The following is a 21,111-nucleotide window of genomic DNA, read 5'->3' as shown; positions in this document are numbered from 1 at the left end:
AACTCTTACTCAATAAAATAGGTTGCGTATTTTATGTGCTTCACAGTTTTAATGTTGGATTGATTAACGCTTTATTAATCTGAATCAATTATTGCCTGTTGGTCGGTCTATTGTGATTACGGGAAGTCATGACCTGAGTCCACATGCTCGCGAGTCGGTGACTTGGGTATATAATTTTTGGATATAGTAAAAATAAGGAACTGGCAGATGGTAAAAGTAATCACAGTTGGGTTGGTTGTTGCTCTGGCGTCATTTTCGACCCTAGCAGAAGAGAGTGTTATCCGCGTTGCAAGCCAACATTCGGTGCAAGATACAGCGAATAAATTTGTTCAGATTGCTCAGGGTAAAGGTTTGAATGTGTTTGCTCGCGTGAACCATCAAGAGAATGCGGCGAAGGTCGATATGACGCTACGACCAACAGAAGTGATCGTGTTTGGCAACCCAAAAGTAGGGACGCCATTGATGCAATGTGCACAAGAAGTGGCGATTGATTTACCGCAAAAAGTGCTGATTTATGAGGATGCAGAAGGTAAGACATGGCTTGCTTACAACAACCCAATGTATCTAAAAGAGCGCCACGGTATTGAAGGGTGTGATGAAGTGCTGACGAAGGTGAGTGGTGTACTCAGTAAGCTAACCGGTGCAGCGGCAAAATAGTGCTTGTAGAATAGGGGCTTATCATCGCTATCTAAGCTTACGACGCTATCATCTACATTAATTTTGAAAACAAAAATCCCCGAGATATTGCTCGGGGATTTTATTTTTAGCTGCTGTTGAACGCTAAGACTAAGTTCGTCGTTTATTGCGTTTATACTGGCTGCGGCTTGGGCTGATAACGCCCAGGTTTGTGGTTCATCGCCAAGATCAAGTTGGTCGCCACAGCGCCAAGTACAGAAAGAGCAATCAAGTAAACATCAACGATAAACAGCGACATCACTACGATGGTGCAGTCTAGAGCCATTTGTACTTTACCTGCTCGAATACCAAAGCGTTCCTGAAGAAAAAGCGCCAAGATGTTGAAGCCACCTAAACTCATCTTGTGGCGGAAAATTACCAGCATGCCCATGCCAATCAAACCACCACCGAGTAGCGCTGCGTACACGGGCTCAATACGAGAAATCTCAATCACATGGTGCAAATGGTCTACCGCAAAAGACACGATCGAAACCGCAATAAAAGTGTTGATGGTAAAACGCCAACCCATGCGCATCACAGAGAGAATGTAGAACGGCAGGTTCAGTGCAAAGAATATCTGGCCAAAACTGAAGTCACTGACTTTGGTAAGGAAGATCGCCAAACCGGCCGTTCCGCCAGTGAGCAATCCCACCTTGCTGAAGAAGATAACCCCAAGTGACACCAACGCACTACCGAGCGTCAAGGCCAAGAGGTTTTCTCTAAGGCTATGATCTTTATCCATAAAAGTATTTTCCTTGGTATTAAAGCCGTTTTAGCTGTAAGAACGAAACCAAAACGGATGCGGTTAGCAAAACGCCAACCAAATAGTGATAAATCGCTGAATAAAATGTCGTGAAAAGTGATTGATGTCGAGTTTTCGACCTAGATTGCGCGGATGTTAACTGTTTAACAGACTTTACACATTAAGCTAGGGCATGTTGCTCTTTTCTGTACGTATTTTGTTCAACAGCGCATCGGCAACCACCTTACTACCTTTCCTTGCTTCCACATTACAAGTCCGCTGCGCACCAGCACAAGAACTAACACGCCTTTAGCCAGCGTCTCTGATATCCAGGGTGAGTAGAGGTAAGTACCAAGCTGCAGAGCCGCAATATTATGTATCCAGCGCAACAGCAGGCTTGCGATAAACGGTCAAATAGCGCGCCCACTGGCATCAGCGTTTGCTTAATAAACCTAAAAAACCTTGCCTAATAATGAAAGAAATTCCCCTTGCATGCGCGGTAGTCTGAACACTCATTCCCCGACTGTATCTGGAGGTGCTGATGACGGCCGACCAAACCTTTCTGAACAACCTGCTTCTCGAGTTGGGTAACACTTGGCAACTGGACTGCTTAGAGCTTGATAACTTTGGACGTTGTGCACTGCTGACTGAAGAAGGCATCGAGCTGGCAATCGATATGGCAGCGGGAAGCAACCACCTTCAGTTTCTTGCAGAGTTAGGGGCTCTGTCGGAGGTGCAGAGAGAGCGTCACCTGACCCGTCTTCTTATGCACAACTTTGAAAATCCCGTCTTGCGTCAGGCACACTACGCCCTGAGTCCGCAAGGCGATCAGGTTCTGCTGCGCTACCAGCACCCGATTGAAGGGTTGGAGCTGGAACTACTGGCGAACCTGCTTGGCAACTTTATTACCACAGCGACTGATGCCAGAAACGCTCTTCAAGCCCCTTTAAAGGAAGAGGCTAAAGCACCTTCTCTGTTTTGCGACGCGCACCTGTTAAAAGGTTAAGGAGTCATTATGCCGGTAACTAAACTTCTCAACACCTTGTTTAAAGGTGTCTCTCAGGTACATCAGAGTGCACCGAAACAGGCGCCGAAACTGGAAAAATCTAAATCAGAACTTCCGGGGGCTGCGCATTCAACACAGAGTATGAGTGAGCCGCTAAGCCAGAACCCTGTAGGTTTGCAGAGTGCGCCTCGCATCCATGATGAGGATCTCACGCCACTTGCCAAAGCTTTTAGCAGCGCACTGCAACAATACGTAGACAATAAACCGGAGAAGCATGGCGAGTTTCTGCGCGGATATTGTGAGATGGAAGAGATCAAGGGACGGATCACCATAGATGATCAGGAAAAAGTCAGGGTCATCAGACTGCCCCGCTCGCCGCAAAAACTGGCAGAAATGTTTAACCTGATGCTAGAAGGTCACTCAAGGTTCGGCTCTATGTATAAAGCGTTAACCCGACCTTTAGAGAGCAAAGACAATATTCTGGGTTCGTACCTGCGCCTTTCTCACGGCAAGGTAAAAGCCGCTAAAACACTGCCTGCCGAAGCGGTGACTAAAGCGGAGCAGACAACCAAAGCTAAGCCTCAGGAAACAAAAGCTGAAGCAGTGCCAAAAAACGCGCCGGCTCCTGCTGCCGAGCCACCGAAAACTGAGATTAAATTTACTTCCAGTGAACGTAATATGATCTCAGACGGTATCAACCAGATACTGTCCGACTACCTGCTCACTGGCAAGAAAGCGACCTCACACCAGGAGAAACTGAAAACGCAACTGGAAAGCGGCGATCCCATGATCAGCCGTTTCTTAAATGTGGCAAACGGCGAAATGAAGCTGAGTTGTCCTAAAGATCGCCAGGAGTTGAAAGGATTTCTCGAAGCGCTGCTTAAAGGTCACCGGGGCTTTGATACCCGTTTTTCTGCTGGCTCAAGCAGCCTGGTAAATCTGGTCAAACAAGCGGTGCAGAGTGAAACTGGCGCACTGCGCCACTACCTGAAGTGGGACAGCAGCAACCGGCTGACAACTCGCGCGCCGAGTGATGAGGCGATTAAAGCAGCAGAAAAGGCCGAACAACAAAAGCTTCTGATACTTGAGAACCGTGAAAAAGCCGCGCTGACCAAAGAGATCAAACTCTCTCGGGATCAACAGCCCGCTTTGATGGCTCGGGTTAAACTCGCCCGTCATCTGCAGGTGCACGCCAGAACAAATTGGCCGGAGCTAGAGTTCCGCTCGGTCCCTATAACTAGAATGACCAGCGCCCCGCTGCACGGTGACGAATCACTAACGCAACTGCGGGATATGGTCAAAGCTGTCAGCGGAGAAAACCGCGGTCTTGCCGGAGAGATAGAACTCAACCTAGAGCAGTTGCCGATAACAGCAGAGATCAGAGAGAAAGGCCTTCCGGTTACCCGGCTTCCTGTAAAGCAGGCGCTGACAGAACTTAGAGATAAAGTCACCAACATGGAGAAGGCTTCTTCAAACTGGTTCACCCGGTTGCTGTTTAAACCACAGCATCAGGCGCTGAACGAGATCAAAGGTCGCCTGAACGAGCTGGATAATCTGCGTCAGCAGCTCACCGAGTATTGGCCCGGAATGCCTAATCAGATCTGGTTTAGCAGCTTTGTGGCCAGAGAGGTAGAAAGGCTGAGTGATAAAATCATCCCAGAGCGTACGTTTGGTCCTATCCACCTGACCACACCCGAGCATAAAGCGTGGCAGGCTGTTAAGGCTGAGATGCTCACTAAGTAACTTAACCCCCTTGAGCGTGTTGAACTTTATATGGTCAGCACGCTCTACCTCTTCTTTCTAGCTCGGGCAACCTTCCCGAAATCTATACCCAGGTCACTTTCGCTGAACCATACACTCGGCTTTTCCAATACATTCACTGCCCCTTGGTGCAGCACCGGTACTGTGTTGATGAGCTTTAACAATCCAGCCATCAGCAACCCCTCTCGTAATCTGGATTCTTGGCTAATTCATTGAATAAGCGGGTTAAAACACCGTTGTTGGACCAGTGATTGGAGTGACGATAAACAGCGCTCACTCACTAAACGCTGCAGATAAATCACGCTAGGGAATGCCTGTGTGAAGTCGGTATAGTCTTCGAAGGTCATTCTATGTTTGGGCTTGTTGTATACACGGTCGGTGCTCTTCATAAGCTGAAGTGGTTTTTCCCACCGCTTATCAGTTACATTAGTCTAGGCATAATTTGGAGTGTTTTTTGCTCATGATACCTCCTTACCATGCAGTTCAAGAAAACATCATGAAAGAACAACACACTTTAGGTGAACAGGGAAGGAACAAGGAAAAATCATGATTAAACAAGTGGGTAGTACGACAATTCAGCCTTTGCATAAGCTTTCTTGTCATTGTGGAAAAGTGCAAATCGAACTGTCATTACCGAATGGAATCGAGAAGCCTCGACGCTGTGATTGTTCCATGTGCCGACGTCGCGGTGCGATTGTGGCATCGGTACCGTTGAACGGAATTCGTATCACTCAAGGTGAGGAAGTACTCAAGCTTTATCAGTTTAATACCAACACAGCTAAGCATTTCTTCTGTGGAGAATGTGGCATCTACACTCACCATCAGCGCCGCTCTAATCCGAGTGAATATGGCTATAACGTTGGCTGCTTAGAGGGCGTAAATCCGTATGAGCTGGGAGAGATAGAGGTGATGGATGGCGTGAACCACCCATCAGACCGATAAGAATTATTCCGATGGATTAAGGCAGTTTAAGTGAACAAGCTGCCATTCATCCAAAGGTGCGCGGCAATACTCGCTGCGTACCCAAGAGCAATCACCGGTGCCCATTTGAGATGACCAAAGAAAGTATATTGCCCCCTCGCAGCGCCCATGAGAGCCACGCCAGCAGCAGAACCAATCGACAGTAAGCTACCGCCAACACCTGCTGTTAGTGTCACCAACAACCAGTTACCCATCGACATGCTTGGGTCCATCGTTAACACAGCAAACATCACTGGAATGTTATCGACGATGGCAGAAAGTATCCCCACCATGACGTTCGCCCAAATTGGATTCCACTCGGTGTACATCACGTTGGAAACCAGTTCGAGATAGCCAAGCAAACTCAAACCGCCAACACACATCACTACGCCGTAGAAGAACAATAAGGTGTCCCACTCGGCGCGAGACACACGGTGGAAGACATCAAATGGTACAACAGAACCCAGACGCTTCAGCGCGTAGTCATCCCCGTTGGCAATCGCCATTGCGGCTTTTTTGGCAAGAGAATGTTTGAGTGTTTTTCGCAGGAAGTAGCCAAAAAATTGCAGATAAGCGAGGCCCATCATCATGCCGACCACTGGAGGGAAGTGTAAAACGGCGTGGAAGGAAACCGCTGTTGCAATGGTCAGGATAAACAAGCCAACGATACGTCTTGCACCACGTTTCAGTTCGATGTGCTCATGAACCGTATCTGGCTTTGTGTTTGGTACAAACAACGACATGATGAATGCAGGTATGACGTAGTTGATTAGAGAAGGTACAAACAACGGCATAAACTCAGCAAAGCTGACGTGTCCTGCCTGCCAAACCATCAGAGTCGTAATATCGCCAAATGGGCTGAATGCACCGCCAGCGTTTGCGGCAATGACGATGTTAATACAGGCAAGATTGACAAATCTTGGGTTGTCGCCAGAAACTTTCATCACTACTGCACACATTAATAGCGCTGTGGTCAAGTTATCGGCAATAGGAGAAATCACAAATGCAAGACTACCTGTGAGCCAAAATAACTTTTTGAAATCAAAACCTTTACCAACCATCCACGCTTGCAGTGCATCAAACAGTCTGCGTTCTTCCATCGCATTGATGTAGGTCATCGCCACTAATAGGAACAATAAAAGTTCAGCGTATTCCAAAAGGTTGTGTTCCAGTGCGGCTTTAGCAACGTCAGCTTGGTTGTGTTGGGCAAAGGTATAGCCAATTAAAATCCAGATTAATCCCGCGGCGAGCAGTACAGGCTTGGATTTTCGCATTTGTAGGTATTCTTCCAGCATTACCAGAATGTAGGCAATGGTGAAGAAAATCAGTGCGGCATAGCCGACGGTGGAATTGACGAGGTTAAGTTCACTGGTCGCAGCTGCAAACGTGGAGCTAGAAAATATCAAACAGCAAAACGCGACAATTGGGTAGATTGGCATAGACATTTCTCCTTGTCTGACTGGAGAAATTTTAGCCACATATTAATAGGTTAAGTGTGAGTAAGCTCGAATTAACGGTAGGAGTTTTGAATTGATGTAGCTTGCGCCACTACTTTCTGAGTGACGCAATGCTCGCCGCGCCAAATAGGATTACTGCAGCGTATAAACCATAGGTTAACCAATGGCTAATTTCTAAAAAAGGAACGAGTCCCTGACCTGCCCACATACCGCCTCCGTTTAATGAGCATTTTGTTGATGTCGGATAAATCTAAAGTAAATGAACAATGTTTTTTGTGAGTGAAAGCAAATTACAAAGTATTAGAAATGATAATTTTGGTGAGTGAGAGAGAGCTCTCATTTTTATAAAGTCTGCACTAGCCAAAAAGTGGTAGTACAGACCATACATAATGCTGAATGGATTTAGCGCAGTAATAGTTTTTTCAGCGGCGTAGCTTCAATGCTTTTTACAAGCAGCAGGGTTACCACAATGGTTGCTGGGTAAATAAAGGCGTCTTTAGCTAAGTTTTCTAGCCCTAATATACCTGCCATGTTCATCATGATGATGATCACCAGCAAATGACTCACGTAGATACCTAAAATGCTCGGTGACCACTTAAACACCCATGGCATATTGCCAAAGTTTGGATGGGCAAGAAGCCACATGAATACGCCTAAAGACCAGATCACAGTGCCAAATAAGAAGTCGTGTGAATTAAAAGCGATCTCGTCGTTCATCAAATAATAGGCTTCGGCAAAGTGCAGTGCCATACCAACCAAAATCAAGCGAATGGTGTTATTACGAGACCATTGCCACTGGTGTTGTCTCGCTAAGTAACCAAGCACAACCAACAATGTGCTGAAGAACGGACCATTGCGAGTAAAGAAGGGCGCTGGTAGCTCAGTCAGTGTGATGTAACTGCCTGCGAGTACCCCATAGACGTACAACAATATTGCCGTCGGGAGCAGCAACTGCGCCATGCCAACGCGAACCAGCAATGCAATGATAGCGACGGCAATCACAAGTGCAGGAATGAACCACAAATGAACTAAGCCGCCTTCTAACAGCGAGTTAATTGGGTTCGACATCAGGTAGCCCAAATAGCCTTGTCGCTCAGCGAGATAGCCTGCCTCCGCAACCACTTGCCAACGGAACGGCATTAACAGACAAATCGCACTCCAAACCAGCCATATCTTAAGCAAGGGCTTAGCGTAGTTTTTCAGTGTTTCAACGGGATTTGCGCTGAGTTTAGGCTGGATTAGATAACCGGAGATGAGGAAAAACAGTGGTACAGCAAAGCGAGCCAATTGGTTAAGCATGTACCCAACCCAAGGTACTTCATCCCATTGCCAGTACGTGAGTGCCATTTGACAGTGAAGCCCAACGATCGCGAACATTGCGATGATGCGGGCGAACTCTAAACTGGCAATTTTCTTTGTGGTTGCCATAAATACTTACCTAAAAAAGTGAAAAATCGCTGCGAAATTAACAGCTAATGGCTTGTTCATCGCGGTAAAAAATCAACTCATGTGCAATTGATAGTAACCAGTTTGTGAAATTCAGACCCATCTCAAATTTCGAAAATTCGTATTCATTGAGTTGCTCAATGTATTGCGATCGTGAGTGTGTCAGAGGGTATACATTGGTTTGACCAGTAAACTTTATATTGTAAAAAAGTACGACCGTGCTAAAAATGTATTTATGAAAAAAGGAAAAGTAACCAAAGAGCTAATACTGCAGCGTGCATTCCAACTGGCGAGTGAAAACGGGTTGGAAAGTCTCACTATAGGTGAGTTGGCGAAGCAGTGTGGCATGTCGAAAAGTGGCTTGTTTGCTCACTTCAATTCCAAGTTGAACCTTCAACTATCGGTGTTGGAGTTTGCCAATCAAGTATTCGCAGAGCGGGTTATTGCGCCTGCGCGTGAGTTGGGTGACAGCAATATCGAACGTAAAGTACGTGGTCTGTTGGACACTTGGATGACGTGGAATCACTCTTTTCAAGGTAGCTGTATGTTCCTTGATGCTTGGAACGACACCGCAGAAGAAGGCTGTGCGTTGCAAGCTGCATTACGTAAATCGATTGATACTTGGCTGAATTATCTTGAAATTCAAATCAAGAAAGGCAAAGAGAACCAAGAGTTTGTCGCCGATTTAGATACGCGACAAGCGACCTTTGATTTATACGGGCAGTATTTAAGTGCGCACGTGTTTTATTCGATTAAAGGGCAAGAAGAGAGCCAGAGATTGTTTTGGCAAGGCATCGATAATTTATTTATTCGATGGAAGCGCTAGCCCCGCGGTAACGGGCATAGTACGAGATTCATAATGAAGAGCGACATAGAGCGCTCTTTCTTATCAGTATAAAAAGCACGACCGTTCTATTTTGTGCAAAGCTGATAGTTAAGGAAAAGATCATGAGTGAGAAAATCTACTTCAATACTTCGCAGCGCTTCAGTGTTAAGCGTAGCTTGGTCAATATCAGTACGCGTTTGCACCATACGTTGGCACCGTCACATGCAAAAAAGACCGCGCGTAAGCTGTTGCTCACCCCAGCACGTACTCAGCCTAAAAATGCAGAGCCACAGGGGCTGATTAAAAGTGAAGTACAAGGTCATGCTGGTGCAATCAAAACTTATCAGCTTGGTAATGGTCCGGTATGGGTGCTGACTCACGGTTGGTCGGGGACAGCAAGTCAGTTCTATCCGTTGATGGAGCACATCGCCGCATCGGGTTACACCGCTTTGGCTTACGATCACCCTGCTCATGGTGAAAGTGATGGTCAGTATGGGCATATCCCGGGGTTTGTTCGTGGTCTAGAGGACGTGTTGGATTCTGTTGATGATGTTGCAGGTTTGGTGGGGCACAGTATGGGTACTGCGTCGGCGTTAGAATGTCGTCACAGCAAATTAGAAAACAAGCCATTGCTGTTGATTGCGCCTGTGCTTAACTACGTAGAAAACTTGTTTGGCAGCATTGCGCGTTCGGGTTATTCAATGAAGCTATTCAAAGCCGTGGTTTCGGAAGTGGAAGAGCAGTTTGGTTACCCATTGCAATCCATTGACCCTGAAAAGCGTCTCGCTGAGCGAAAAGCAAAAACTATCATTGTTCATGATGAACAAGACAAATTCACCAAACACGGTGTATCTGCGAAAGCTGCTAATGAGATTGAGCGAGTCGAATTGGTGACGACGCAAGGGCAGGGTCATGGTCGCGTCATGAAGTGTGATGAGGTATTCCAGAGTTTTGACCGTTTAGTTGACGCTCGTTGATCGTAGCGATGGCGCTTGTGAATCAAAATCTAGAATAACAAAAGGACAGCTGATGCTGTCCTTTTCTATTTTACAATTTTGATAGCGGTAGGTGCTGAATAACAACACCTTAGCAGTGTTTAGTTACAGTTAGCTGGACCAACTTCTTTCCAAACACCCCATTCGCCAGACTTGCTAGGATCTTGACCTTGAGTCCACCATTTCGCTTCCCAAGTTTTACCTGCGTAAGTCACTTGATCACCACCAGTGTAAACTGCCGTTGCATCCCATGCGTTAGTACAAGTACCACCGCCTGTGCTGTGCTTCGCTACAACAACGGTTGCACTTGCAGTTGATACTGCTTGACCATCACTTACGCTTACCGTGAAGCTTAAGCTTGTGTCTTGTGGGTATTCTGCTGCTGTGAACGTTACTTTCGCACCGTTGACCGTAGCATTTAGACCTTGTGGTAGCGTCCAATCGAACGTTAGTGTGTCGTTGTCAGCATCGCTAGAAGCTGAAGCATCAATCACAACCACGTCACCAGCGCTTGCCGTTGCTGGTGCAGAAACCTGTGCAACTGGCGCTGTGTTTGGTGGATCAATCACGCCTGCTGGCTTAACGGTGACTACAACAAGATCAGAAGCCGTTGCGCCTTCGTTATCTGTTACGGTCAGCTTAAACGTTAGTTGCTCTTCAGCTGCGACTTCTACCGCATCAAAGCTTGCTGTTGCTGTGTTCGCGCCAGATAGAACGACTGCAGTACCTGATACTTGCTCCCAAGCGTAACTTGCGATTGTACCGTCAGAGTCAGTTGAGTTGCTGCCATCAAGCACAACGCTTGCAGGACCTGTTACTGCTTGGTCTGCGCCTGCTGCTGCCGTTGGTTTACGGTTTGGTGGGGTAACGACGCCGCCAGCCATACCTTCGTGCATTGCATTAAGGATGTCGCCGTTATCTGCATCAATCTCCCAAGAGAATAGACCTGCTAGACCTAGAGATTTTGCGTAGTTGCCTTTCGCTAACACAGAACGATGATCGTCAAATGTGATTAGCTCACCAGTCGAACGGTTCCACACCCAAGGTGCTTCTGCTTGCGCATCATAGCCGTATTCAAAGCCGTTGATGCCAGTGTTGTTCGCACCTAGCATAAATGACTTAATACCTTTGTAGTCGATTACGCCATCTTCCCAAACACCTTGAGCTGTGCTGCCTTTCAGTTTGCCTGTTGCAGTACCGGTCATTGGGTCATTTGGATCTGTTAGCGTATCAGGTGTTACACCTTCCCAACCACGACCATACATCGCTGTACCAAGAACCAGTTTATTTGCAGGAACACCTTGCGCTAGAAGAAGCTGGATACCGTTATCTGCAGTGTATGCTGGACCTTTGTACGGTTCGCCATTTTCATCCACGCCGCTGCCATCACACTGACCAGGACGCATGAATGAGCCACAGTAAAGAGCAGTTTGGTGACCTGGAACGTTGTTCCAGCCGCCGTAGAAGTCGTAAGTCATCGCAAAGATGTAGTCCATGTACTGAACCGCGTCTGCGTAATCTACGTCTTCAATCTTGTCGTAACCAACACCGATTGCTGAAGTTAGCTCGTAAGTACGACCTGTTTCTGCTTCAAGTTCATCTAGCATTACACGTAGTTCACGCATCAATGCAATGTATGCAGGACCATCGTTTACAGGGTCACCCTTATCTGCTGCAGCGCCGCCGCCACCTGGGAATTCCCAGTCAATATCTACGCCGTCGTAAAATTTCCAAGTTTTCAGGAATTTCTTAACTGACGCGACAAAGGTGTCACGATTCTTCTTATCAACGAAGTCGTAGAATGGGTCAGAAAGTGTCCAACCACCGATAGATGGGATAATTTTTAGATCCGGGTTACGTTGTTTCAACGCCATTAGCATTGCGTAGTTACCCTTGATTGGCGTGCTGTATTCATGACCGGCTTGAGGGAAGCTCTTCTGATAAGCAGCCCACGGGTCATGGATAACCACTTCGTAATCATTCACACCACGACATGCCGTTTGCAGTGCATTAAAGCTGTTACCACCAACTGATTTTACTGATTCGTTTGGACCACAAATTGGGATAAAGCCGTAAAGGATGTGAGTTAGGTTATCAACTGGCATGTTGTCGACAGTGTAATCACGACCGTAGATGCCCCATTCAACAAAATAAGTACCCATCACGATACTTGGATCGGTGTTGTAGCTCTTGTTGTTCGGATCAACATTCATCGTCAGAGGCTTCAAGTGTGAGCCGTCTGTATCTGCAATGGTAATTTCTACCGGAGCGCTTTTAGAACAACCTGTTGCGTCACACGCTTCGATTTCCATTTGGTACAAGCCGCCTTGACCATATTCAAATGAAGCCGTGGTTTGACTGCCAGTGATAGCGCCTGTTGCCACTTTTACACCGTCAAAGTAGACGTTGTAAGTGTCGCCAGATGTGCCACTCCACTGGTTAAATTTCACTTTGATCTTAGCCAGTTCATGGTATTTGACCATGTCGTTGTAGCCAGATGTGGTTTCCATTGCCAATTCAATTTTAGAAAATTGAAGGTTATTGGAACCGTACATATCGATACTTGGTGCGGTTGGAGCCGCGTTTGCAGCGCCAGATAGTGCTAGGGCAACCCCAGCTGCACATAGGTTAAATCGAATCATAACTTCTCTCTCAATCCTTGAATTCATGCTCGTTTAGGAACATAAGCTGCTCTTGCGACAGAAAAGACAATCAATTCACACACTGTGCAAAAGCATCCCTTTGAGCATTTCAGAGGCTTATTTTTTTTCAAAAAAAAATAAATCAAGATTCGACCGTGTTACACAAAACTCACTACAAGAAACATAGTTTTGCATAGAAAATACAATATTGAGCCAAGATTTTATAAATATTTTGCATGTATTTAATTAATCGCTTACTCAGTCCGTAGGGGTTATTTTGCGAGTGAAATTAAACTTTTCTGATGAAACAGAAAGAGTTACGACATAGAGGTAGCGTTGAAAAGGAGGTTATTTGCGACTGAAGTGTTCGCTCAACGCTGCTCTGCGTTTGGAAGCTGCGCCAGTTTCTGAGCCCTGAACCGTGTGTTCGAAGCCTTTTAGGATAAAGCGTTGGTCAGGGATTCGAGGTTCAATGCGTCGTATCTGTGGAGAGAGATGAGACCCTGAGATTTGGTACTCAGTTTTGCCAAGTCCGGTGTTCAGTGTGACGACTTTGCCATCAAACTCGAATTGAGTGGCGATAAGGCGATGGTTGCGAAAGACACCTTCGGGTGTAAAAGAAAGCTGTTCGGTTTGATAAGGTGGCGCACCGATCTCTATCCATTCACCGTAGATTTTGTTTGGGTCGATGTAATCTAAGTAAGATGCGTACAACTGGTAACCAAGTACACTAATCAACGAGCAACCGAAAACAGCAAAGCCCCCTTTAATGATTTTGAACTGATGACGAGCCCAAAATGAGGGTTGCGGTTCTGGCTTCTGTTTCCTTTTCCTGCGCGCAGTGGTGGTCATGATTCCTACTTACCTTCCTTTTTTATTATGGTGAGAAGCTTGAGCTACAAAAACAAACAATCTAGCTTTTGAGACGGTGAAACTATGATCTGATGTCCACTTTTACATTCCGAAACACAGTTATTGAGAATTTGCTCTTTCAACTAAGACCCATTTAGAGACTTGAGTCGTAAACCGAAACAGGGTAAAAAAGAGCTGATTTTTGATAAGGAAACCAATAATGAGTATTAAGGAAAACAGTTATTTTGCTGGTGGCGTAAAGTCACTAGGTTTTAGTCAACAAGGGCAGGATGTCAGTGTTGGCGTAATGCTACCAGGTGAATACACGTTCGGCACACAAGCGCCGGAGCGTATGAGTGTTGTTAAAGGTGCGTTGATCGTAAAGAAAGCGGGTGAAGTGGATTGGGTCACCTACAATAGTGGTGAGTTCTTCGAAGTTGAAGGTAATTCATCATTCGAACTGCAAGTGAAAGACGCGACCGCGTACTTATGTGAGTACCTCTAAGCACTAAATAGAATTGAGATAAAAGCCACCTTTTGGGTGGCTTTTTTCATGCATGTTGTTCAGATACAAACGTTTTTTAACAACAAACTGATAACTTTGTATATACTTAATACAGGTGCAATCATCAACAAGGAGGAAGTGATGGCAGTACAACCTAAACATTCTGATCTCCCTCCTCGCTTTGAGGCGACGGAATTTACGACAGAGCAAAGGCACCGTTTCACGAAAGTTGCGAATGCGGCACAAAAGCGTCGTGCTTTCTATAAACGAGCGATTGAAAACAGTCTGGTCGGAAAAATTAAGGAACGGGCACTGAAACCCGTTATTCGTCCTAGAGAGGATAAACCAAGTAAAACACGCCAAGTGATTTGGTTGATTACGTTTTTGCTCGGCGGTTTATGGGCGATGTACATGTTTGCTTAACATGTGTGATAACGACCATTTGCACTTGCCATGATGCTAAGCAATTGGTCGTTATAAACTGGCATCGCGTTGTAACGAGGTCACATTTTCACTTCCCATTGCGCCAACAAGCGAATGTCTTTGATGGCGTAACTCTTCTGCATGCGAGCAATGCTCATAATAGGCGTACTGGTTTTTACCCGTGTGCTTTGCCGCGTACATGGCTTTATCCGCACAACGAGTCAGCTCAGATAGGTCATTCGCATCCTGATGATAGATAGCAACGCCAATGCTCATTGTAAGCTCATTAATCGTGTCTTCCGATTGATAGCCAGTTTTAAATAGATTGACGATGCGATCCATGATGGTGTCTAAGTCCTTTTTACAGCGTACATCGTAGAGCATGAGTACAAACTCATCACCCGCAAAGCGAGCGATCGAATAATCGTGTTTGTCTGTCTTTCGGTCTTTGTTGCGAATGTTGTTTTTCAAGCGTGTCGCGAAGTGTTTTAGTACGCGGTCACCCACATCATGACCATAGTTATCATTGATGTGTTTGAAGTTATCAATATCAAGGAAGACCAATGCGGTAACCGTATTACTATGGGTTTGATCTAGCTCCTCTAGCTTGGCGCGAGCCCAAGTTTCAAAACTCCAGCGATTCGCTAAGCCTGTCAATTGATCGAGATAAGCGAGTTCTTCAATCCCTTCTCGATAGAGAGTTTGGATGTAATTAACCACTTTTGAGTAGTAATAAGAAAACGTATGGCACACAAAGCAGATCGCCACTAAGGTGAACATAAAGCGACGCTCAGTCATTTCACTTGCAGTGGGAACACTTTCTAGAAAGGTTAAACCAAAAAAAATGATGAGTGTGTAACTGACACTGAATAGTAAGCCGACCTTAAATTCATTAATTAGAATAATGGCAGCCACAATGGGATAGAGCCAAAGCAACCTGCCGGATGGCGCGTCGTTATAGAGCAGCAGTAGTAAACCATCGAACATCAATACCGCGGTGAGCAGTAAATCTGCGTATTGATGATGCCCACGTACTTTAATTAAATAACTGATGGCTAAACATGCCACAGCACACAGACCAATTAAAAAGCTAAGCCCCCAGTTCCCTTCAAAGTAATGCAGCACAGAGCCATAGGCTAAAAATGCCGTCGCAATGCTGGAACAGAGAAATACAATCTTCTTTTTTCTTGTCGATCGGATATCCGCCATTTCCTCTAGGCGTGCTCCGGCCAATTTCGACATTGTGTATCCCTACTTTAGAATTATTTAATGCCTATTCTAGGTGGTAATTTAGTACTACATGGAATAGCAATACGTTTAATTGTGATATGAATCATGTTTGGCATGAATGTGAGTTATTGAATTTGTAAGAAATTTACGACCTGTGAAAGTTTTCAGGATTATGAAAACTTTCAAAAAACCAAGTATGAATTGCGCTTATTTTGAACAAATTAACGTGATTATTCTTAAACATTTCTGTGAAATGAAAGCGATTTCAAAATATGAATGACAAATTAGAATCTAATAACATTATGATTTTAATTAACAAAATACGGCGCTAGTTTCATGCGTTGTTTCATGTCATTTCGAGTGCTTGTGCCATGTGAAGCAGTAGCGACTTTTCAAACGTTTCATTCCTTAAGATCCCTATTGAAATAATTACACCTACAAAAACTTAGGGAAATCACATGAAAAACTTAAAGGTTTTACCTCTCACTCTTGCAGTGGCCACTTCGCTTGCTTCTCTTTCTACTTTTGCTGCCGATTCTGATGTAGAAGCTTTGGAAAAACGTATTCAAGAGCTGGAGAAACGCATTGACCCAACTTATGTCGATGACCAACAACCAGCGGTATTAACGCCGGACATTGAGATTCCTTATGGCGTTGTGTTCTCTGGTTATGCTCGTTACGGTGCTCACTACCAAGGGGGCGACCAAAAGTACGTGATGGTTGATGGCTCTTTTAACGGCTCATCCGCTATTGGTCGATTAGGTAACGAAGGCAATGGCGGTGAATTCCAGTTAGCTAAAGCATTTAAGAATGACAGTGGCGCAATCTGGGATGTTGTGGTGATGTTCGATCACTGGGGTGACGAGGTGAACCTGAAAAAGGCTTATGCAGGCGTTACGAATGTACTAGAGAGTCAGCCGAACGCTTACATTTGGGCTGGTCGTGATTTCCATCAGCGTCCACAACAGGGCATCAACGATTACTTTTGGATGATGCACGATGGTCAAGGTGGCGGTATCAACAACCTTGAGCTTGGTTCCGTCAAACTTGACCTTGGTGTGGTTGCTTCGGTTGAAAGCTGTAACCCGGAAATCACTCCGGGATCCAACCCTTCAATCTCTTGTACTGGTGGCTCTGGAACGGGTGATAGCGGTGCGTATGCATTCACATCTAAACTGCACGGCATTGATATGGGCTTTGCTGATTTAGAGCTTTACGCGAACTATGGTTTTGATTCAGAAGCAATTGAGAGCTCAGAACACATTGATGCTTACCAGCTGGGTGCGGTGATTTCTCGTGCACACGACAGCGGATCAAACCGTTTAGTGTTGCGTTATTCTGATAACGCTGACAACGGCGTATTCTGGAAAACAGAAGACTTAACAACTATTTACGCAAGCTTTGAAGGTAATGCAAACCTTGGTGAAAACGCTGCGGTTGAATACCTATTGGCATATCACGATTACTCAATTGACGGTTCAAACAAGCTTGAAGATGAGCGTACTAACTACAGTGCTATCGTCCGTCCGATGTACTTCTGGAATGATGTTCACTCGACTTGGCTAGAAGCGGGTTACCAAATGGTTGATTACGCACGTGCCGATGATGACAACACAGGCTGGAAAGTGACGCTATCGCAAAATATCTCGTTTGATTGGGGTGCTGGCGCTCGTCCGATGCTCCGCTTCTACGCGACGGCAGGTGAGGTCGACAACAAAGCAACCAACAATGACCCTAAGCAAGACACATTTAGCGTAGGTGCTATGTGGGAAGCTTGGTGGTAAATCGAGTCTAATTAATTACTGTCCATGTAACAGTGGTAGGTACTGAAGGCAGATTTATTAGGTCTCTACCACTGATTTATTTCTTAACTCTCTCTATTTAGTCATGGCGTTCATTGCAGCCAGTGAACACCGTACAGTCCATTATTGACCCTATTTTGAGCCGCATTTGCGGCTCTTTTTTTTGTTTCTATGCTTTAAAAAACTGCGCAGAGATCTTTATTAAAGAGTTGTGAAATCAATGCCTTTATTGAATCTCATTTGAACGTGAAATGACCGTTTCATGAAACAGTTTCATGGCGTGAAAGGAAACTGCCTACCGCTTCATTTTTTCCGATATTGCCCGAATCTAAAGGGATTTCGGTGTGATTTCTCTCACGATAACACCCTAGTGGATAAGAAATACTAGCTGCCATGAAAGCGGTTTCGAGAAATGCATCTCGAAGCAAAATTGAATCTTGATGCTCAGGTGGAAGAGGTTTCTTGTGGCGACGATTAAAGATGTATCTGAATACGCAGGGGTTTCTCAGGCAACGGTTTCTCGTGTGATCAATGGCACTAGCCGTGTAAGTCACGATAAGAAGCTGAAAGTCGAGAAAGCGATTCAAGAACTTTGCTATCGTCCAAACTCAATCGCTCAGGCTTTGGCGTCTAGTCGCACTGGCAGTATTGGCATCATCGTGCCAGAGCTTGGTGGTCCATTTTACTCTGGCATTTTGCACAGCATGGAAGAGCGTCTGCGCCGTTTCGGTTACCACGTGGTGGTGACTGCAGGTTCAAACTCTGAGCAAAGTCAGCGTGAGTCAGTGGAATTTCTGCTTGGACGACGCGTGGATGCCATCATTTTGCATGCACAAAACCTGACGGATGATTATTTAATCGATCTTAAAGAAAAAGGCATTCCGGTGGTACTGGTGAATCGCTTTATTCCAGAAATGGCGCAATGCTGTATTGAGATCGATAACGAATTTGGTGGTCAGTTGGCGACCGAATACTTGTTGCGAATGGGGCATCGCAACATAGCGTGTATCACCGGTCCTCTGGACAAATCTGACGCACGGGGGCGTCTACAAGGTTACCGCAAGGCTCTTGAAGAAGCGGGAATCGAGTATGACGAAGCGTTGGTGTCCGAGGCCGGTTTTACCGAAGAATCAGGGGAAAGCGCAATGCGTAAACTGTTGAAGCGCGATTGTCATTTTACTGCTGTATTTGCGTGTAATGATCATATGGCGTTTGGTGCTTACGAAGTGCTGAAAGCCAATGGTGTCAACGTTCCGGAGCAAATCTCTTTGGTGGGGTTTGATGACATTTTATTTGCACGTTACCTCACGCCAGCCCTAACCACAGTTAACTTCCCTATTGAGCAAATGAGCGCTGAAGCTGTCCAGCTCGTGATTCAAATTCTCAATAAAAATAAACGAGATGTGAACTTCAAATTGTCGCCAAGCTTGGTGCCAAGAAGTTCAGTCAAGGAACTGCATACCCTATAAAACGATAATTAAGGACAACAACATGAAACTGAAAACTTTGACGCTTGCCATGACCGCTGCTTTGGGTGTTGCTGCAACGGTAAATGCGGCTGATGAAACCAAAATTCGCTTCGATGGTTTCCCTGATTTTGATAGTAGCTTGAAAGTGCTGCTACCGGATTTCGAGAAGGAAACTGGCATTAAAGTGGATTACCTAATGAATAACCACGGTGACCACCATACCAAGCTGACAACCAACTTGGCGACGGGGTCTGGCGCAGGTGATGTGATTGTTGTTGATGTAGAAAAAATCGGTCCATTTGTGGCGTCTGGCGGCTTAGTTAATCTGTCTGAAAACTATGGTGCAGACAAATACGCAGAAAACTTTGCGCCTTATGCATGGGCGCAGGGTAAAGGAGCAGATGGCGATGTGTATGGTATGCCAGTCGATTTAGGACCGGGTGTGATGTACTACCGCACTGACATTTTTGAAAAAGCGGGCATTGATATCAATGAAGCGATCAAAGATTGGGACTCTTATATTGCGGCGGGTGAAAAGCTGAAGCAACAAAACGTACAACTGATCGCGTCTGCTGCGGATGTGGCACAAGCGATTATCTTTACCACAGTGCCAGAAGGTGAAGGTCTATACTTCGATAAAGATGGCAACCCAGTCGTGACCTCTGAGCGTTTTGTGCACGCGTTTGAAGTGGCGAAAGAGATTCGTGATAAAGGTTTAGATGGTCGTATTCTTGCGTGGTCAAACGAATGGTACGAAGGCTTCCGTAACGGCACATTTGCTACTCAGCTTTCGGGGGCTTGGCTACTTGGTCACCTAAACAACTGGATTGCTCCTGAGACTGCAGGTAGCTGGGGTGTATCTAACCTTCCTGATGGTATTTACGGTAGTTGGGGTGGCTCATTCCTATCGATTCCAACCCAATCTAAGCATCAAGACGAAGCGTGGAAGCTGATCGAATACATGACAACTCGTCGCGATATTCAGCTTAAACACTTCGAAACTATCGCAGCATTCCCTGCAAACACAACAACTTACGACGACCCTATGTTTGAAGAGAAAGTCGAGTTCCTTGGTGGGCAGCAAGCGCGCTTATTGTTTGCTGAGGTGGCACAAAACATCAAGCCAGTGGCACCAGCAAAAGGCGACCACGTTGCTCGCTCTATCATCCTAGAAAACGCACTGATGGAAGTGCTGGATGAAGGCAAAGACATTGAAACGGCATTGAAAGAAGCGGAACGCATGATTAAGCGCCGCACCCGTAATTTGTAAGCATTTCGCCATTTGGTAAGCAAGGAGGGCGAATCGCCCTCCTGAGTAGAGGTCGTTACTATGAATCATGCAGCGAGCAAGGTTATGGAAACATCACAACGTGAGAGCATTTTTTCTCGTCTAAGTTTGAAAGCGCTTACACCGTATGGATTCCTATTGCCGTTTTTGATTATTTTTTCTGTTTTCGGGATCTTCCCGTTACTGTTTTCAATTTTTCTTTCTTTCCATGAGTGGAACCCAGTCGAAGGTTTGGGTGCGATGGATTACGTCGGGCTAGAGAACTACCACATTGCTCTGACTGACCCGTGGCTGTGGCGCTCATTGAAGAACACCCTTTGGCTAGCCATTACGTCTGGTGTGGCGCAGCACTTGGTTGCTCTGCCGGTGGCGTATATTCTGGTGTCTTTGGGTGACCGTTTTCGTCATTGGTTGACGTCGGCTTATTTCCTGCCGTTCATTACGTCAACGGTGGCTGCGTCACTTATCTTCTTCAACATGTACTCGCCAAACTCAGGGATCATCAACCAAAGCTTAATAGCATTGGCAGACAGCACACTATTTGGTTGGGCATTCTCTTGGGTGAACGACTTCCAGCCAATCCGTTGGTTAGATGACGCAACCATGGTGAAGCCTTCTATCGCCATTATGGTGTTCTGGAAATACACCGGTTTTAACATCGTGCTATACACCACTGGTTTGATGACGATTCCTAAAGACATCCTAGAAGCGGCTCGTATGGATGGTGCAAACGCATGGCGTCGATTCTGGAGCATTTCACTACCAATGATTCGTCCATTCATCTTCTTTGCGGTCACCATGACCATCATCGGTAACTTGCAGTTGTTCGAAGAACCCTTCGTTCTAACGCGCGGTACGGGTGGTACAGGTCAGTCTGGTTTAACCATCTCAATGTACCTCTACAAAGTGGGCTGGGAATGGCTAGAGATGGGTACAGCGTCAGCGATTTCGTGGCTGCTGTTTACCTTGATTGCAGGCTGTACAGCGGTTCAATTCTTCTTCTTCGGTAAGAAAGGTCTAGGGGAGCAATAA

Annotated in this window: 18 protein-coding genes; 12 read left to right on the top strand and 6 right to left on the bottom strand. The window is 45.8% G+C overall.

The annotated features are described in order from the left end of the window. Positions 1 to 207 precede the first annotated feature (207 nt). Positions 208 to 657, top strand: a complete 450-nt coding sequence (locus tag OH459_RS00635; RefSeq protein ID WP_269984637.1) for a DUF302 domain-containing protein — start codon at positions 208 to 210, stop codon at positions 655 to 657. A gap of 151 nt (positions 658 to 808) precedes the next feature. Here the strand turns inward: OH459_RS00635 and OH459_RS00630 are convergent, their stop codons facing one another. Then, positions 809 to 1,417 carry a YitT family protein gene (locus OH459_RS00630; RefSeq protein ID WP_005448966.1) on the bottom strand — a complete coding sequence of 203 codons (609 nt, stop codon included), beginning with the start codon at positions 1,415 to 1,417 and terminating at the stop codon, positions 809 to 811. Positions 1,418 to 1,958: 541 nt separating this feature from the next. Between OH459_RS00630 and OH459_RS00625 the strand changes: the two genes are divergently transcribed. The 3 genes from OH459_RS00625 to OH459_RS00615 all read left to right on the top strand — a co-directional run bounded on the left by OH459_RS00625 (position 1,959) and on the right by OH459_RS00615 (position 5,126). Continuing rightward, positions 1,959 to 2,423, top strand: coding sequence for a CesT family type III secretion system chaperone (locus OH459_RS00625; RefSeq protein WP_005448968.1), 465 nt, complete (start codon positions 1,959 to 1,961; stop codon positions 2,421 to 2,423). A 9-nt stretch (positions 2,424 to 2,432) separates the two neighbouring features. Then, positions 2,433 to 4,166, top strand: coding sequence for a hypothetical protein (locus OH459_RS00620; RefSeq protein WP_252045472.1), 1,734 nt, complete (start codon positions 2,433 to 2,435; stop codon positions 4,164 to 4,166). Between the two features lie 564 nt (positions 4,167 to 4,730). Then, positions 4,731 to 5,126, top strand: coding sequence for a GFA family protein (locus OH459_RS00615; RefSeq protein WP_005448972.1), 396 nt, complete (start codon positions 4,731 to 4,733; stop codon positions 5,124 to 5,126). 26 nt (positions 5,127 to 5,152) lie between these two features. Here OH459_RS00615 and nhaD read toward each other — a convergent pair whose 3' ends face one another. Both nhaD and OH459_RS00605 read right to left on the bottom strand, forming a co-directional pair. Then, positions 5,153 to 6,583 (bottom strand): sodium:proton antiporter NhaD, encoded by a 1,431-nt coding sequence (gene nhaD, locus OH459_RS00610; protein ID WP_009696610.1) that lies wholly within the window; start codon positions 6,581 to 6,583, stop codon positions 5,153 to 5,155. A 420-nt stretch (positions 6,584 to 7,003) separates the two neighbouring features. Continuing rightward, on the bottom strand, positions 7,004 to 8,029 hold the full coding sequence (locus tag OH459_RS00605; RefSeq protein WP_269984636.1) for an acyltransferase: 1,026 nt from the start codon (positions 8,027 to 8,029) through the stop codon (positions 7,004 to 7,006). Positions 8,030 to 8,282: 253 nt separating this feature from the next. Here OH459_RS00605 and OH459_RS00600 point away from each other — a divergent pair, with 253 nt between their 5' ends. Further along, on the top strand, positions 8,283 to 8,873 hold the full coding sequence (locus OH459_RS00600) for a TetR/AcrR family transcriptional regulator (RefSeq protein WP_005448982.1): 591 nt from the start codon (positions 8,283 to 8,285) through the stop codon (positions 8,871 to 8,873). 122 nt (positions 8,874 to 8,995) lie between these two features. Beyond that, entirely contained in the window at positions 8,996 to 9,850 is an 855-nt protein-coding gene (locus OH459_RS00595; RefSeq protein WP_009700204.1) for an alpha/beta fold hydrolase, read from the top strand. A gap of 119 nt (positions 9,851 to 9,969) precedes the next feature. Here OH459_RS00595 and OH459_RS00590 read toward each other — a convergent pair whose 3' ends face one another. Together OH459_RS00590 and OH459_RS00585 are read right to left on the bottom strand one after the other, a co-directional pair. Beyond that, positions 9,970 to 12,510: a glycosyl hydrolase family 18 protein gene (locus OH459_RS00590; RefSeq protein ID WP_026138283.1), complete on the bottom strand. Its 2,541-nt coding sequence runs from the start codon at positions 12,508 to 12,510 to the stop codon at positions 9,970 to 9,972. Positions 12,511 to 12,858: 348 nt separating this feature from the next. Then, on the bottom strand, positions 12,859 to 13,362 hold the full coding sequence (locus OH459_RS00585; RefSeq protein WP_045486038.1) for a DUF2850 domain-containing protein: 504 nt from the start codon (positions 13,360 to 13,362) through the stop codon (positions 12,859 to 12,861). A 220-nt stretch (positions 13,363 to 13,582) separates the two neighbouring features. Here OH459_RS00585 and ppnP point away from each other — a divergent pair, with 220 nt between their 5' ends. Together ppnP and OH459_RS00575 are read left to right on the top strand one after the other, a co-directional pair. Further along, positions 13,583 to 13,867: a pyrimidine/purine nucleoside phosphorylase gene (gene ppnP / locus OH459_RS00580; RefSeq protein ID WP_005448986.1), complete on the top strand. Its 285-nt coding sequence runs from the start codon at positions 13,583 to 13,585 to the stop codon at positions 13,865 to 13,867. Between the two features lie 141 nt (positions 13,868 to 14,008). After that, positions 14,009 to 14,290 (top strand): hypothetical protein, encoded by a 282-nt coding sequence (locus OH459_RS00575; protein WP_005448987.1) that lies wholly within the window; start codon positions 14,009 to 14,011, stop codon positions 14,288 to 14,290. A gap of 51 nt (positions 14,291 to 14,341) precedes the next feature. Here the strand turns inward: OH459_RS00575 and OH459_RS00570 are convergent, their stop codons facing one another. Next, positions 14,342 to 15,532, bottom strand: coding sequence for a GGDEF domain-containing protein (locus OH459_RS00570; RefSeq protein WP_005448988.1), 1,191 nt, complete (start codon positions 15,530 to 15,532; stop codon positions 14,342 to 14,344). Positions 15,533 to 15,978: 446 nt separating this feature from the next. Here OH459_RS00570 and OH459_RS00565 point away from each other — a divergent pair, with 446 nt between their 5' ends. From OH459_RS00565 to OH459_RS00550, 4 genes are all read left to right on the top strand, one after another. After that, positions 15,979 to 17,304 (top strand): carbohydrate porin, encoded by a 1,326-nt coding sequence (locus tag OH459_RS00565; RefSeq protein WP_005448989.1) that lies wholly within the window; start codon positions 15,979 to 15,981, stop codon positions 17,302 to 17,304. 482 nt (positions 17,305 to 17,786) lie between these two features. Next, entirely contained in the window at positions 17,787 to 18,791 is a 1,005-nt protein-coding gene (locus OH459_RS00560; protein WP_269984635.1) for a LacI family DNA-binding transcriptional regulator, read from the top strand. A gap of 22 nt (positions 18,792 to 18,813) precedes the next feature. Beyond that, positions 18,814 to 20,061 (top strand): ABC transporter substrate-binding protein, encoded by a 1,248-nt coding sequence (locus OH459_RS00555; protein WP_005448993.1) that lies wholly within the window; start codon positions 18,814 to 18,816, stop codon positions 20,059 to 20,061. A gap of 60 nt (positions 20,062 to 20,121) precedes the next feature. Next, complete coding sequence (locus OH459_RS00550) at positions 20,122 to 21,111, top strand: carbohydrate ABC transporter permease (RefSeq protein ID WP_269984634.1); 990 nt, start codon at positions 20,122 to 20,124, stop codon at positions 21,109 to 21,111.

Origin of the sequence: Vibrio sp. MM46 (genome assembly GCF_027587135.1) — a bacterium.
In the GTDB taxonomy this organism is placed as follows: domain Bacteria; phylum Pseudomonadota; class Gammaproteobacteria; order Enterobacterales; family Vibrionaceae; genus Vibrio; species Vibrio harveyi.
The sequence above is the reverse complement of the archived record's forward strand: the minus strand, read 5'-3'. Positions and strand labels throughout refer to the sequence as shown.